The following is a 16,315-nucleotide window of genomic DNA, read 5'->3' as shown; positions in this document are numbered from 1 at the left end:
GGGAGGACTTCACGATGACGCGGACGGGTGCAGGAACGCCCAGTTCTTCGGCCAGTTGACGTCGGCTACCTCAATCGGCTGTCGGTGCGGCATGAGATCATCGCGGCTCCTTCGAACACATCACCGCCCCAGGGGGGGATCGGTCCATGCCACGACCCTCGGGTACGGCGCCAAGACCCGCGCCGTACACCGCACTCGTCACTGCGCTCACGCTGTTGCTGTCCCTGCTGCTGCCCCTCTTGTCCGCCGGCTCGGCCGAGGCCGCCGGGACACCGGCCACCGGGCTCGCCGTCAGGCCCACCGGGCAGCCCACCGGCAAGCAGCCGGCCGCCCAATCCACCGGGCCCGACGGCAAGAGGTCCGTCGCGCCCGTCACCGAGAAGTCCGTCGCCCAGAAGTCCGCACCGGCGGGCAAGGCGCCGGCCGCCGAGGACTGCGCCCCGCTGGCGCTCGCTTCGTACGGCGACCCGGGTGCGGCGGTCGGGAAGGTCGCGCTCGCCGGCAACGGCACCGCCTGCTTCACTTTCACCGCCGGAAAGCCCGGCCTGCACCGGCTGCTGCTGGCCGGCCATTCCGAAACCCGGGCCACCGTCTACGACGGGGAGACGCAGCTCGACTGCTACGACCCCACCTGGGGCGCGGGTTGGTGCCCCTTGCCCCGCGCCGGCCAGTACACGCTGCGCCTGGACAACGACTCGGTCGATCCCGACGAACCGTCGGTGACCGTCACCCCGCTCGTCGCGGGCACTGCGGGCTGCCTCCCGGAGACCGGCACGTCATGGAACCAGGAACCGCTGGCGGGCGCGGCGGCGAGCGGACTCGGCGTCCTGTGCCGGCCGTTCACGGGCAAGCCGGGCGAGCGGATCGTCGTCGACTTCAAGACCGTCCGGTACGGCACCGCCGTCGCCTGGATCACGGACGGCACCGGCGCCCACGTCTGCGACCAGAGTGCCGACGGCGCCGGCTGCGTGCTGCCGGGCGAAGGCCCCTATCGCGTGCTCGGCGAGGTCAGGTACGCCGAGGACGGCTTCCCCGCCGACTACACGATGGCCATTCGCCGCCTGTCACAGCCCGAGGGCTGCGCCACCGTCCCCGTGAACGGATACGGCTCCGCCCCGACAGTGGTCTCCCCCGCGAGCGGCTGCAAGACGTTCACCCCGTCCGCGACGGGCGCGTACGACGTGTTCGGCGTGAGCCAGGGAGGCGAGCGCTCGGCCCTGGAGGTCTACGACCAGCAGGGCGCCACGGTCTGCCGGACCTGGGGGACCTGCTCGCTGACCGGCGGCACCGTGTACACCGTGACCACCGCCGACCCCACCGTCATCCTGGGCCGCGCGTCCACGATCGGCTGCCAAACCACCAGCCTGGGCGCGGTCGACGGCTCGTTCACCGCCGCCGGAGAGATCGACTGCCTGACGCTGCCCCTGCCCGAGAACGCCCACCTGGCGATCCTCAAGCCCACCGACGGCCCCGGGCCGCGGCCGGCCATCACCGTGGTGAAAGCGGACGGCTCCTCCGTCTGCGCCGGTGACTCCCTGACGCAGGGCACCTGCGTCCTCACCGGAGCGGGCCCCTACCGTGCGTTGGTCTCCACCGACGACACCGATCCGGCGACCGGCGCCTACCATCTGGCGCTCTACCGCACGGACGCCGCCAACACCTGCCCGGTCTTCCCGGCCGGCGATTTCACCGCGGCCGGCGCCGCCGCCCGTCTCACCAACGGCGGCGGAGTGTTCTCCCACTGCCTGACCATCCCCGCCGACGCGCACACCCGCAGCGAGAACGTGCAGATCGTCGCAGAGAGCGGGGCACCCGCCGCGCAGTACTCGCTCCTGGACAGCACCGGCAAGCAGATCTGTCAGGGCCGGTCCAACTACGGCAGCTGGACCACCTGCGCCCTGACCCCGGGCCTTGCCCACACCGTGCTCTTCACCGGCCGCGATGCCACGGGGTCGTACACCCTCACCCGCCGGGACGTGACGCAGAGCGCCAAGGGCTGCGCGGCGAACCCCGCCACGCCGGTCGGCGGCCCGTCCTCGGTCGGCGCCTTGGCCGCCCCCGGCGGGCTGGTCTGCCGCCAGGTGACCACCGGTGCCGCCGGTGACGTGCTGCACCTGGACGTCCGTGACCCCCTCGGCACGGCGAACATCCTGGCCTACGACGCGCAGGGCGACGGGGTGGCGACCTGCGGCTACCGCAACCGCGCCTGCGCCGTCACCGGCTCGACCACCTACCAGGTCGTCCTCTCCGTCCCGCCGAACCTGAAGGCCGCCGCCGGCTACCGTTTCGACGCGCTGCGGATCGGCACGCCGACCGGCCCCGCGCCGGAATGCACCAAGGTCCCGAACATCACCTACGGCTACGGGCCGATCGCCGGCCGGCTGGACGAGCAGCACACGGCGGTCTGCCTGACGCTGCCCACCGCCGCCCGCGACCGGTTCGACCTGACGGTCAAGGACACCGCCGGTCGCACGGACACCGCCGTGCCGACGCTGTACGACGCGAGCGGGGACAACGGCTGCTACGGCACCGGCCTGCCCTCGGCCTACGAGTGCTACCTGACGGAGCCGGGCTTCTCGGACCCGTCGCCCAGCACCTTCGTCCTCGGCCTGCCCGAGAAGGCGTCGGTGACGGACTTCAGCACCCGGCTCGACTGCTGGGCGGCCTTCTGCGGCACCGAGCAGACCTCCGTCGGGACCGTCTCCCCGGCCTCCGCCCCGGCCGGCAGGCCGGTCACTCTCACGGTGACCGGCACGGCCCTCGGCATGCGGGACCAAGTCCGGCTGAGCGACGGCTCGAAGACCCTCACCGCCACCACCGTGGCCGTCTCCCAGGACGCCCGGACACTGACGGCGACCCTGGACCTCACGAGCGTCGGCGAGGGCACCTGGAACGTCAGCGTGATCGCCCGGGGCATGGCGTACATGCGCGGCACCTTCACCGTGACACCGCCCGCCACCAAGGGCCTCGGCACCTTCAAGCCGCTCACGCCGACCCGGTTGATGGACACCCGGTCCGGGCTCGGCGTGCGCCAGGGCAAGGTCGGCCCGGACGGGACGGTCTCGCTCCAGGTGGCCGGCAAGGGCGGGGTTCCGGCGGCCGGTGCCACGGCGGTGGTGCTGAACGTGACGGCCACCGCGCCGACGGCGGCGAGCTTCGTGTCGGTCCATCCGTCGGGGTCGGCGCGGACGTCGGCGTCGAACCTCAACTTCGTTGCCGGGCAGACGATTCCGAACCTGGTGGTCGTGCCGGTCGGTGCGGACGGCAAGGTGTCGTTCTACAACAGGGCCGGCTCCGTCGACCTGCTCGCCGACGTGGCCGGCTACTACGTGACGGACGGCTCGGGTGCCACGTACCGGCCCGTCACGCCTGACCGGCTGATGGACACCCGGTCCGGGCTCGGGGTGCCGAAGGCGAAGGTGGGCGCCGGCCAGACCGTCTCGCTCCAGGTGACCGGCAAGGGCGGGGTTCCGGCGGCCGGTGCCACGGCGGTGGTGCTGAACGTGACGGCCACCGCGCCGACGGCGGCGAGCTTCGTGTCGGTCCATCCGTCGGGGTCGGCGCGGACGTCGGCGTCGAACCTCAACTTCGTTGCCGGGCAGACGATTCCGAACCTGGTGGTCGTGCCGGTCGGTGCGGACGGCAAGGTGTCGTTCTACAACAGGGCCGGCTCCGTCGACCTGCTCGCCGACGTGGCCGGCTACTTCACCACGGACGGCACCGGTTCGGCGTACCAGCCCATGACCCCGACCCGGCTGATGGACACCCGGTCCGGACTCGGCGTGCCGAAGGCGAAGGTGGGCGCCGGCCAGAGCGTCACGCTCCAGGTGACCGGCAAGGACGGCATACCGGCCACCGGCGTCACGGCCGTCGTCCTCAACGTCACCGCGGTCGCGCCCACGGCGGCCGGCTTCGTGTCCGTCCACCCGGACGGCACGACGCGCACCTCCGCGTCCAACCTCAACTTCACCGCCGGGACCACCATCCCCAACCTGGTCGTGGTGCCCGTGGTGAACGGCAAGGTCAGCTTCTACAACCACGCTGGCTCCGTGGACCTCCTGGCGGACGTCGCCGGCTACTACATGTCGTAGCCGGTTCTGCCGGACCGACCGACGCGGACGACCGGGGGCCGCGGTGAATTTTCGCCGCGGCCCCCGCGCTTGCGCTCCGTCCGCCCCCTCCGAAAGTCGCTGATGGCTCGCTGCCTCCGTCGATTCACTTCACCAGGTATTCCGATGAGCCGGCCGCCGTTTCCGTCGCGGTGGCGCCGCAGCTGACGGGCACTCAGTCGCGGGCCTCGATGTCAGACCCCTACGCCATGATCGGACCATGGGACCTTCGAACGCGGCAGGGGAAGACGGGATGACGGGCGGTCGGCTGCGGGCAGCGGACGCCGAGGTGGCGGCCGTGGACGATCACGGTGTGGCGGCCGCGCTGGACGGGCTCGTCGACGGCTCCGGGTACTGGACCCGCAAGGGAGTGCTCGCCGGTATCGAGCGGACGGGTCGCTACCTCGACGGGACATGGGAACCGGCCGCGCCGCAGGAGGGTCCGGGAACTGCGGGGGAGGGCTCCTGGACCCGCTTCATGGGACGTATCGCTGCCGTGGCGTTGCGCGCCGCCGTGGAGCCCACGCGCGAGGAGCGGCGCCGGCGGCTGCTGGCGCTGTTGGAGATATGGGCGGACAGCCCCTTCGCCGATCCGCGGGCCCGGCTCCGCACCGGCCTGGTCCGGGTGGCCGACGGCGGCCTCGTGGCCGTCCGGGACGAGCGGGGCGCGGCCGTCGCGGTCGGCTGGGCCCCCGACGGACTGCGGAAGTTCGTCGACCTGCGGACGGGGGAGGCGGAGCCGCCGAGCCTCGGGACGATCGAAGAGGCGACCGACGTCCCGCGCGGGGGATGGGGCAGCGCCGGGCAGGTACGCCGGCTGGTGGACCTCGTCCGGGAGCGCGGACCGGTGCTCTGGGACCTCGACGCGGTGGCCGCGCTGAGGGACGGCACGGGGATGGGCCGCGCGGCGGCGTCCTTCGCGCTGGCGGGCATGCTCACCGCGGGCTACCTCCCGCGCCTCGACGACCGGGAGCGGAAGATTCACCGGCTCAAAATGGCCGAGATCGAGGACGGCGTCCGCGAACCCGGCCGCATGAGCACCCTCGACCGCCTCGACCTGGTGGCGGACGTCCTGCCCGAAGACCCGGCAGAGCTGTGGCAGCCGCAGGGCATGCGCGCCGTGGCGGAACGGCTCGCGGAGGCCTGGCGGGAGCGGTACGGCCGCCGGACCGTGGTCCCGCAGCGCACCTTCGACGCGGTCCTCGACCTGCATCGGCCCCTGATGTCGGCCGGCCGGTTCTGCGCGGCGTTCACCGACCACGCCTCGATCCCGGGCCTCGGCTCGGACCTCGACACCTGGATCCGCAACAGCGACTTCCGGCCCTTCCCGACCGCCGAGGGCTGGACCCTCGTCGACTTCGAGGACACGCTGCGCACCGTCGTCCCGCACCTCTTCCACGTCTACGCCGAGCTCCCCGCCGGCGACCCGGTCCGCGCCGGAGCTCCCGGCCTCGTACGAGCGCTGCAGGAGCGGCTGAACCATCCGGGCCTCCTGCTGGACGCCGGCGACCTCAGCCACACGGTGGGCCGCACGGTCGCCGACGTGCACGACCGGTTCGGGTCCCGCCCCTACGAGGGTCCGGAACCCCTGACCGTCGCGAACATCGACGACGGGCTGACCGTGGTCGTGGACGGCACGATTGACCGCAGAGGCGACCGCTCCCGGCCCAAGCTGTACTTCCGCCCGGCGTTCTACGGCGACGACGACCGCTCCCGCACCCTGCGCGCGACCCGCTCAGGCTCCCGCTACGACCCCGATCCGGAGCTCGTCGAGTGGCTGCGCGGCCCGGTCTGCGCGCGCATCGTCGAACGGCTCCAGGACAGCACGCTGCCCTCCGGGTCGTACGAGACGAATCCCGCGCACTCCGCGCCCGAGGTGCTGGGACAGGCCGCCACCGCATTCGGCATCGACGAGGACGCGGCAACGCTCTACCTCCAGTTGCTGACCCTGCGTTCGCCGAGCGACCGCGCCATCCGTACCTGGAACGGCTGGCAGGCCGCCCGGCACCACAAGGCCGCCGCCGTGCTCGTCGAACGCGGCCTGGTCGTCGAGGACAAGCGCCCCCGCGCGGGCCGCGGGCTGTTCCTGCCGGGCGAGTGGATCCACGCCGCGAAGCCCTACCCGCCGATGGAGGCGTGGAAGGCGGACCTGCTCGGCGTGCGGCGCTCCTACAACGGCCGACTGGACAACCCGCCCCCACTCCCGACCCGCACCCTGCCCGAACTGTTCGCCCACGCCTTGACCTTGGTCGAGCAGGGCCGGGGCCCGTCGGCGTGAGAGGTCCGCAAGGTCCGCTCGCCGGGCGAGGTCACCAGCGCGGCGGGCACTATGCGCGCCCCTTTCGCCGAGATCTTCGAACGCGACGTCGACGTCCTGTGCGTCTCCACCGGGTCCGCAGCCAAGGCCTGAGGCTGGCCGCCCCCGCCCCGCCCTGGGGCAGCGTGCCGTGCCACCGCGACAGCCACATCAATACCGACGAGTGCGGCGCCCCGGAGTTCTTCACCAGCGGGGCCAAGCTCGTCTCTCTGCCCGGCGACGAGGCCAAGATCTGGTCTGCTACGGCAGCGGCAGCGCACGGCTGACGTTCAAGCCGGCGACCGCGGGCACCGCGACGACAGTGCCGTGTGATCAATCGGTGATGCAGCAGCGGATCACCCGACAGAAGCCGCTACGGATGGACGTCGACGGGGCTCAGGGAGCGACGGGCGTGATTGCCTGGCGGATCGACGCGGCGTGACCTGTAGGTCTGGCAGGAAGGGCCTCGGCGCTGTCGCCGAGGCCGTGCGACGCCACTCGCGTCGGCCCGCCCGGCAACGTCGTCCTTTCCGACACCGCCCAGCGGGTCATGCCCTCGACCCCGGGTCCCCGGGAGTCCGCCGGCTTAGGCCTTCTCCCGCCTGCTGGCGGCGGCTCGGCCGCCGGCAGGAGGCCGCGGTCGGCCCCTCGCCCAGAGAAGGAGAGCGCCGCGGCCCGGGCGGTTCGTCTCGCGGCTTCGTGAGGAAGAAGCCGCGAGACGTCGGTCAACGGCCCGTTTGTGGCCGGCCGGTCGGCGGTCAGGCGGAGGTCGTCCACCGCTGCTCGGATCCGCCGTAGCAGGACCACTGGACGACCGGGGCGCCCGGCGTCGTGCTCGAGGCGCCGACCGCGGCGCACAGGCCGCTCGCCCGGTTCCGCATCTGGGCGAAGCCCGTGTCCGGGTTCCGGTCGAAGTACCAGGTCTGCTCCGCCCCCTTGTCGCAGCCGTACTGGATCAGCTGGACGCCGGCGTTCGGCGAACTCGCCGGATCAGCCAGGCACTTGCCGCTGTTCTTGTTCACGACCTCGTAGCCGCCGCCGGAGTTCGGCATGGGGTAGAGGCCCCAGTACTGCTCGGCGCCGCCGTAACAGGACCACTGGATGATCCCGGCCCCGCCCGCCGTGCTCCCGGCGCCGACCGACAGGCAGTGCTGGCTGTTGTAGTTCCAGAGCTCCACGATCTCCCCGTCCCTGAGCGAGGGGGACGCGATCTCGGTCGGCGCCGACGCCGAGGCCGGCGTCATCCCCGCCGCGAACGCGATCGCGGCGGCGAGCCCCACGGCCCCCACGCTGAGCTTCCTCCGGGTACGTGCCGCTGCGTTCATGCGTGTTCCCTCCATGCCGAGACGTGCCGTTCACGGGCACCGGCGCCGACTGCGTCGGAGGCGTCACGCGGTCCGGATGTCCCACCACTGCTGGGACTGGAAGTTCTTGCCCCACAGCTGGGCCTGGGCGCCGTTGCCGCGGACGTTGGTGTCGCGGTCCAGCACGGTGTTGTTGCCGTTGTTGAAGCGGACGTTGTAGATGGCCAGGTCCCCGGAGGGGTGGTACCACTGCTGCTGGGTGGTGCCGTTGCACTGCCACAACTGCACCCGGGTGCCGTTGGCGCCACCGCCGTTGGTGTCGGCGTCCAGGCACATGCCCGGGAACCGCACACTCCGCAGGCTGCCGTCGGTGGACAGCAGCCACTCCTGCTGGGTGGTGCCGTTGCACCCCCACACCTGGACCTTGGTGCCGTTGCCGCCGGCGGTGGCGTCGGCGTCCAGGCACTGGCCCGGGGTCGCCTGGTACAGGCTGTAGATCCGGACGTAGATGCCCGCGGTGAGGGAGCCCGCCCGGGCGGCGGGCGCCTGGCCCTGCTCCCAGGCCACGTGGTGGGCGGTGGGCTCGGCGGCCTGGGCGGATGCCGCGCCTGAGGCACCGACGGTGAGGGCTGCCACGGCGGTTGCGACGGCGGCCAGCTTCTTGTGAACGATCACGGGTCCTGGATTCCTTTCGGGGCCGGTTTGTGCGGTGAATCCAGGAAACGCCACGCCGATTGACCGGTCGAATGATTCGATTTCTTTCGAAGGGACTGGCGAAGGGGGAACGCGTGTGATCCGGATCCGCCTGGGCGCCCGGGGGCTGGGGGGCGTGAGGTTCGCGGTCTCACCGATGGGCTCGGCCAAGGACCTGCTCCGCCTCGTCGGCTTCAGCCCAGGCACCCTGACCCCGCCCTGGCGGACCAGGGCCACGGACGCGCTGACCCGGCACCGGCTCGGGCTGCTGGCCGTGGTCGGCGGAGGAGGCCCCCTCGGTTACGCCCCGGACTTCCTGCGGCCGGAACCCCCGGCCTTCCTGACCGACATCGACACCGCGCTGCAGCAGATCGCGACGACCCCGCAGGAACGGATCCGCTACGAGCTGGACGAGGCGGTCAACGGCCACTCCTGGGACCCCGGTTCAGGCCACCCGGCGCCGCGGCGGCTCCTGCAGGCCCTCGACCGGGGGGAGGACCACTTCGCGCGCCGACTCGCCGACGAGATGGCGCGGTTCTGGCACGCGGCACTCAAGCCCTCGTGGCCGGCCATCCGGGCCCGACTGGAAGCCGACGTCACCGCCCGGGCCTCCGAGATCGCCCAGTACGGGCTCGCCGAGGCCCTCAACCGGCTGGCCCCGAACCTGGAATGGCGCGACGGTGAACTGCTCGTCCACCTCCGCAAGGACAGCATCCACCGGCTGACGCTGGACGCGGAAGCGGTGATCCTCACGCCGAGCGTCTTCGTCGACCGGGCCCTCTTCTGCGCCGGGGAACCGCCCGGGGCGCCGGCGCCGCGCACTCCGCTCATCGTCTATCCCGCCGCGCAGGTCGACTGTCTTCCGCCCGCCCAGGACCACCCGCTGATCGGGGCGATGCGGCGAAAGCTCCTGGCCGAGCTGAGCCAACCGCGTTCCACGACGGAGATCGCCCAGCGGCTCTATCTGAGTCCGGCCACCGTCTCCTACCACCTGCAGATCCTCCACCGGGCCGGGCTCGTCACCCGTGCCCGACGGTCCAGGCACGTGCTCTACCAGCGGCTCGGGGGAGCAGCGTAGGCGTACCAGCCGCGCCCCTCGCCCGGGAGGGGCGCGGGGCGGGCCGCGGCGCCTGTTCGCCGACCGCGGCTACGGCTCCGACAAGTACCGACGGCTGCGGCGAGACCGTGGCGTCACGCCCCACATCGCCAGACGCGGCACCGCTCACGGCTCCGGCCTGGGACGTACGAGGTGGGTCGTTGAGCGAACCTTCGCTTGGGCTCCACCAGTTCAAGCGCCTGCGGATCCGCTACGAACACCGCGCTGATCTGCACCAGGGGCTTGTGCAGCTCGCGTGCTGCATCATCGGGACGCCATGGTCACCCGGCCCGGGGCCCTTACCCCCACCTCGCTGGCGAGGCCTTATCACCTGTTTCTGACGGTCCTTCAGTAAGGCTTGGGTAAGAGAGATCTTGCGTGGAAGACGTAAAGAGAATGCAGATCACTTTCATCCCTTTTGTAGCCAATTTAGTTTCGCATAATGTTCGACCGCCGCAGCCGCAACTCGCGTGCTGCGCGGATGAATTAGGGATGAAATGGGTAAGAGACCACGGGCGGGGCGCGGGAGCGTCTGGCCGAAACCGAGAGGTGTGTGGACGCGTCGAATAGCCGCGTCGCTCGCCTTGACGATGGCTGTTACGGCGCTGGAGGGCGCCGACGCGATCGCCGCGTCGGACAAGCCCGAGTCTGCGCCGCAGCAGCAGAAGCACTATGCCGACTCGGCTGCCGACCTGGCGTCCGCGCGGGTCACGGCGCGCCTCTCCGGCAAGCGGGTGGAGGCGCTGTCGGAGCGTACGGAGACCTCGACGACGTGGGTGAACCCGAACGGTTCGCTGACGACCGAGGTGTCGGCCGGCCCCGTTCGGTACAAGGAGAACGGTGCTTGGCGTCCGGTGGACCTCGACCTGGTCGAGGACGGCGCCGGTGGCGTGGCTCCGAAGGGGCACCCGCGTGGGCTGAGGCTGTCGGCGGGCGGTGGAGCGGCCGTGCGGTCGCTGGCCGCTACCGGTAAGGCCGCCGCGCGGGATCTGGTGACGCTGGGTCAGGGTGACCAGCAGATCGCGTTGCAGTGGAAGGGCGGTCTGCCGAAGCCGAAGCTGTCCGGTAACCGGGCCACGTACGCTGACGCGGTGCCCGGGGCGGACGTGGTCGTGGAGGCGACCCGTACCGGTTTCGAGCAGTTCGTGGAGATCCGGCAGAAGCCGGCCACGGACGGCTACGCGTACACGCTGCCGCTGAAGGCCAAGGGCCTGAAGGTCAAGCAGCTGGCGGACGGCAGTGTGCTGTTCACCGATGCCAAGGGCAAGAAGCAGGCCACGATGCCCGCGCCGGTGATGTGGGACGCCGCCGTCGACCCCGTCTCCGGTGAGCACACCCACCGGGCCAAGGTCGGTCTGAAGGTCGTGCAGCACGGCTCGAACGTCGACCTGGTCTTCACCCCGGACGCAGCCTTCCTCGCCGACCCGAAGACGAAGTTCCCGGTGACCGTCGACCCCTCGACGGCCGCGCTGTCGAACGTCTTCGACACGTATGTGCAGCAGGGTGAGACGGTCGACTGGTCGGCCGACACCGAGCTGGACCTGGGCAACCCGGGCACGAAGAACGCCGACGGCACGCCACGCACGGCCCGCTCGTTCGTCACCTGGAACACCGCGCCGTTCGCGGACGCGCTGGTGTCGAAGGCGACGCTGTCGCTGTGGAACTTCCACTCGGGCAACACCGACTGCAAGGCGTATCCGTGGGAGGTGTGGGACACCTCCAAGCCCACCACGTCCTCGCGCTGGACGTCTCAGCCGACGTGGAACCAGAAGTTCGCCACGTCGACGGCGACCACCGGCAACCCGGGCTGCTCGACGCAGCCCGACGGCTGGATCACCGCGGACGCGACGAGCCTGGCGCAGACGTGGGCGTCGGCGAAGAACGCCACCTCGAACATGGGTCTGCGGGCGTCGGACGAGTCGACGAGCTTGCCGTGGAAGCGGGTGAACTCCGCGAACGCGGCGTCCAATCCGCCCAAGCTGGTCGTGACCTACAACTACCGGCCGCGCACGGGCACCGACCAGCAGGCCGGTCCGCCGTTCTTCAAGGACTCCACCGGCACCTGGTACGTCAACACCCTGACTCCGACGTTGCGGGACACCTTCGCGGACCCGAACAACGACAAGGTGCAGGGCTTCTTCCAGATCGCCGACAACACCACGGGCACTCAGGTCGGCTCGAACCTGTCGTCGGCGTTCGTGCCGGCCGGGCAGCCGGCGTCGGTGACGGTGCCCTCGGGTCTGCTGGCGAACGGCAAGACGTACAAGTTCCGCACCACGCCGTATGACGGCACCAGCTACAACCTCGGCTGGTCCAACTACGCGGTGTTCACGGTCGACACCTCCGCCCCGTCCGCGCCGACGGCGGTGACGTCCACGGACTATCCGAGCAACGCGTGGGTCAAGGGCGTCGGGCAGGCGGGCAACTTCACGATCACGCCGCCGGCCGGTGACCAGAACGGCATCGAGTGGTCGCTGGACGGCACCACGTGGACGAAGGTGTCCACCGGTGGCACGACCACGCCGGTGACGGTGACGGTCAAGCCGGCCAAGGCGGGCACCAACACGCTGCAGGTGCGGGCGACGGACAAGGCGGAGAACAAGTCCGAGCCGCTCTCCTACACCTTCCACGTCGGCCCGGGCGGCGTGACCTCCCCCGACGAGGGCACCCGCACCGCGGCCCGCGTCCCGCTGACCGCTGAAGCGGACAGCTCGAAGTTCGACCACGTCACCTTCTCCTGGCGCCGCGGCGACGCCGACACCTGGACGCCGATCCCGGCCGGTGACGTCACCAACGCCGGGCAGCCGCTGACCGCGTGGCCGGTGGCGCTGAACGCGGGCAAGAGCCCGAGCCTGGCCTGGAACGCGACCTCCACGGTCAACCCCGACGGCGCCGTGCAGATCCGCGCGGACTTCACCGGCCCCAACAGCGCCACCGCGTCCTCCGACCCCGTCACGATGGTCGTGGACCGCACCGCCGACGGTGCGGCGAGCGAGGACGTCGGCCCGGGTTCGGTGAACCTGCTGACCGGTGACTACACCCTGTCGGACACCGACGCGTCGTTCTTCGGCATGACGGTCACCCGCACCGCCTCCTCGCGCTCTCCGCAGGCCGGCGCCGGCCAGGACGGCCAGGCGGCCATCTTCGGCAAGGAGTGGCTGTCCGGGACCGTCGCCGAGGCCACCCAGTCCGACTACACGGAGATCCGCCAGACGTCGGCCACCTCGCTGGACGTGGCCAGCGTCGACGGATCGACGATCAAGTTCACGTCCAACGCCGCGAAGACCGGGTGGGTGCCCGAGGCGGGCGCCGAGGACCTGACCCTGACGGGTTCGTTCACCTCGGGTGACTTCACTCTGTCCGACAGCGACGGCACTGTGACCACCTTCTCCAAGGTGAACTCGTCGGCCACGACGTGGACGGTGTCGAGCTCGCTGTCCGACGGCCTGGCGAACTCCACCACCAAGGTGGTCTCCGAGGCCGTGACCGTGGGCGGCAAGACGCTGGCCCGCCCGAAGCGGATCATCGCCGCGACCACGGCGACGACCTTGGCGACCTGCGAGGCCGACCCCACGGTCAAGGGCTGCCGGGTGCTGGAGTTCGTCTACGCACCCACCACCACCGCCACCTCGGTGGCGTTCGGCGACGTCAAGGACCAGGTGTCCGCGATCAAGCTGTGGTCGACCGCCCCGGGTGCCGCCACGGCCACCGCGACCACCGTCGCCCAGTACGCCTACGACGATGCCGGCCGGCTGCGCGAGACCTGGGACCCGCGGATCTCCCCTGCCCTGAAGACGGCCTATGCCTACGACAGCGCGGGCCGGGTCATCACGTTGACCCCGCCCGGTCAGCTGCCGTGGACGTTCACCTACGGCCAGGCCGGTTCCAACCCGGCGGCCGGTGCGGGCATGCTGCTGAAGGCCTCGCGGCCCACGCTGACCCCGGGCACGGCCGGCCAGACCAACGGCACCGCCGACACCACGGTGGTCTACGGAGTCCCGCTGACCGGTTCGGCGGCGCCGAACGACCTCGGCGCGACGGCGACCGCCTCCTGGGGCCAGACCGACACCCCGACGGATGCGACCGCGGTCTTCCCCGCGGACCAGGTGCCGCTCGGCAACGACGGCTCCGCCCTGGCCGCGAGCGACTACAAGCGGGCGGGTATCCACTACCTGGACGCTTCCGGCCGCGAGGTCGACGAGGCCACCCCCGGCAACCACCTCACGGTCACCGAGTACGACGCCTTCGGCAACACGGTCCGCACCCTGAGCGCGAGCAACCGTGAACTGGCGCTGGGCACCACCACCGCACAGCAGGGCGAGCTCACCGACCTCGGCATCAACGCCCTCTCCACGGCCGAACGGGCCCAACTGCTGTCCAACGTCTCGGTGTTCAACGCCACCGGCACCCGTGAGACCGACACCTACGGTCCGCTGCAGACGGTCACCCTCGCGGCGAACCTGACCAGCGGCACGACCACCCTGGCGGCCGCGGGCAGCCAGATCACGGCCCGCCGGCACACCGTGAAGGAGTACGACGCCGGCCGTCCCACCGACGGCACCGCCGTGGTGAAGGACCAGGTCACCAAGCAGACCGTCGGCGCCCAGCCGCGGTCCTGGCCCGACCTGCTGGCCGATGCACGGGTGACGGCCACCGCCTACGACTGGGCCAAGGGCCTGCCCACCTCCACCACCCAGGATCCCGGTGGTCTGGGAATCACCACCACCACCGGTTACGACGACCAAGGCCGGGTCATCAAGACCAGCCAGCCCGCCTCCAGCGGGACGGACGCCGGCACCACGGTGACCAGCTACTACACGGGCGATGGAACCGGCACCTGCGGCGGGCACCCCGAGTGGGCCGACGCCGTCTGCCAGACCGGTCCGGCCGCGGCCATCACCGGCGGCGGCTCCAACCCCACCACCCTGCCCACCAAGACCACCCAGTACGACCGGTGGGGCAACCCGACCATCATCACGGAGACCTCGGGCAGCACCACCCGCACCACCACGAACGGCTACGACAACGCCGGCCGCCCGACCACCGTCACGATTTCCGGCGGCCTGGGCACCGCGATCCCGGCGGTGACCACCAGCTACGACAGCGCCACCGGCCAGGCCGTCAAGCAGACCTCCACGGCCGGCGGCACCATCACCAAGGCATACGACCAGCTCGGCCGCCTGATGTCCTACACCGACGCGGACGGTGCAACCACCACCACCCAGTACGACGCCCTGAACCGACCCACCAAGGTCACCGACGGTGTGCCGTCGACCACCACGTACACCTACGACAACACCATCGACCCCCGCGGGCTCGCCACGTCGATCACCGACTCCGTAGCCGGTACCTTCGGCGCACGCTACGACGCCGATGGCAAACTGAACCAGCAGACGCTGCCCGGCGGCTACACCATGGTCGATGCCCAGGCCCCCGACGGCACCTCGAGCAGTCGCACCTACACTCGTGACAGCGACGGCACCGTCCTGGTCTCCGACAGCATCACCGCCACCGTCCACGGGCAGTGGGCCACCCACACCGGCACTCCCGGCGTCACGGCCTCCCAGGGCTACACCTACGACGCCACCGGACGCCTGACCCAGGTCCAGGACACCGGCACCGACGCGGTCTGCACGACCCGCAGCTACACCTTCGACAAGAACACCAACCGCAAGACGCTGGCCACCGCCACCGCTGCACCCAACGCCGACTGCACCACCACCGGAGCCACCACCACCAGTTACACCTACGACAGCGCCGACCGTCTGGTGAACAGCGGTTACACCTACGACGCCTTCGGCCGCACCACCGCCCTGCCCGGCTCGACCATCGGCTACTACACCAACGACCTCGTCCAGCAGCAGACCGCCGGCAACCAGCGCCAGACCTGGACCCTGGACTCGGCCCTGCGCCGCCGCGGATTCACCACCGAGAGCAACGCCTCCGGCAGTTGGACGCAGACGGCGTCCAGGCTCAACCACTACGACTCCGACAGCGACAACCCCAGCTGGATCGTCGAGGACACGGCCACCGGAGAGTTGACCCGAAGCGTCGACGGCCTCGACGGCAACCTCGCCGCCACCACCACCAAGACCGGCGGCACGATCCTGCAGCTCGCCAACCTGCACGGCGACACAGTCCTGCAACTGCCCGCCGACACCTCGGTTGCGCCCACGGTTCTCGACTACGACGAGTACGGAAGCACCCGCACCGGCCAGAACGCCACCCGCTACGGGTGGCTCGGCGGCGAACAGCGCTCCAGTGAGACCCCAACCGGCCTCATCCTCATGGGCGTGCGCCTCTACAATCCCTCCACCGGACGCTTCCTGTCCGTCGACCCGGTTCCCGGCGGCAGCGCCAACGCCTACGACTACTGCAACGGCGACCCGATCAACCGCTTCGACCTCGACGGCAAGTGGTGGCATTGGCACCGTTACTATCGGAAGATTCACCGACGGATCAGTAACTGGGGGAGACGTCACCGCTTCGTGCGTGTCACCTACTACGCTTTCCGGAGATGGGGCGGCCGCGTGTCGCGCAATCACTACGTCAGACAGTGCGCGTGGTGGGGCGGAGCCGGAGCTGGGCCGGTCATCGCGTACGGCTTCTGGTCCGGGCCAATCGACTGGGGCTTGGCCGGGGTCACCGGCGGCTTCGGCTGCGTAGCCGGAATGGGCAGTTACCGATGGGGATGAAAAAGGCAGAACAAATGCGCTCACCAGATCGTAAACCCGACCGTGTCGGGGCCATCATTGCTGCCGTCGCCAGCGTGAGCATCATCTGTCTGGCTCACCTCGTGATGCCAAAAGTGTCACTC

At 70.9% G+C, this 16,315-nt stretch carries 7 protein-coding genes and 1 pseudogene; 6 read left to right on the top strand and 2 right to left on the bottom strand.

Going from position 1 to position 16,315, the window contains the following annotated elements:
* Positions 1-146: 146 nt before the first annotated feature.
* The 3 genes from ACZ67Q_RS29550 to ACZ67Q_RS29540 all read left to right on the top strand — a co-directional run bounded on the left by ACZ67Q_RS29550 (position 147) and on the right by ACZ67Q_RS29540 (position 6,692).
* A complete protein-coding gene (locus tag ACZ67Q_RS29550) occupies positions 147-4,091 on the top strand; it encodes a hypothetical protein (protein ID WP_471188236.1) in 3,945 nt (1,314 codons plus the stop codon).
* 238 nt (positions 4,092-4,329) lie between these two features.
* Entirely contained in the window at positions 4,330-6,387 is a 2,058-nt protein-coding gene (locus tag ACZ67Q_RS29545) for a hypothetical protein (protein WP_471188233.1), read from the top strand.
* 164 nt (positions 6,388-6,551) lie between these two features.
* Positions 6,552-6,692 (top strand): hypothetical protein, encoded by a 141-nt coding sequence (locus ACZ67Q_RS29540; RefSeq protein ID WP_471188230.1) that lies wholly within the window; start codon positions 6,552-6,554, stop codon positions 6,690-6,692.
* Between the two features lie 471 nt (positions 6,693-7,163).
* On the opposite strand, the gene ACZ67Q_RS29535 is transcribed toward ACZ67Q_RS29540, so the two are convergent.
* Positions 7,164-7,730: an RICIN domain-containing protein gene (locus ACZ67Q_RS29535; protein ID WP_471188227.1), complete on the bottom strand. Its 567-nt coding sequence runs from the start codon at positions 7,728-7,730 to the stop codon at positions 7,164-7,166.
* Positions 7,731-7,793: 63 nt separating this feature from the next.
* Complete coding sequence (locus tag ACZ67Q_RS29530; protein ID WP_471188224.1) at positions 7,794-8,384, bottom strand: ricin-type beta-trefoil lectin domain protein; 591 nt, start codon at positions 8,382-8,384, stop codon at positions 7,794-7,796.
* Positions 8,385-8,499: 115 nt separating this feature from the next.
* Here ACZ67Q_RS29530 and ACZ67Q_RS29525 point away from each other — a divergent pair, with 115 nt between their 5' ends.
* From ACZ67Q_RS29525 to ACZ67Q_RS29515, 3 genes and pseudogenes are all read left to right on the top strand, one after another.
* Positions 8,500-9,480 (top strand): ArsR/SmtB family transcription factor, encoded by a 981-nt coding sequence (locus tag ACZ67Q_RS29525; protein WP_471188221.1) that lies wholly within the window; start codon positions 8,500-8,502, stop codon positions 9,478-9,480.
* Between the two features lie 34 nt (positions 9,481-9,514).
* Positions 9,515-9,839, top strand: a pseudogene (locus ACZ67Q_RS29520) (transposase); the annotation flags it as partial.
* A gap of 249 nt (positions 9,840-10,088) precedes the next feature.
* Positions 10,089-16,193 carry a DNRLRE domain-containing protein gene (locus ACZ67Q_RS29515; protein ID WP_471188218.1) on the top strand — a complete coding sequence of 2,035 codons (6,105 nt, stop codon included), beginning with the start codon at positions 10,089-10,091 and terminating at the stop codon, positions 16,191-16,193.
* The last annotated feature ends 122 nt before the right edge of the window (positions 16,194-16,315 follow it).

Source organism: Streptomyces sp. NPDC036813 (genome assembly GCF_055609245.1).
Note: the sequence above shows the minus strand (reverse complement) of the source record. Positions and strands in the feature narration are given on the sequence as shown.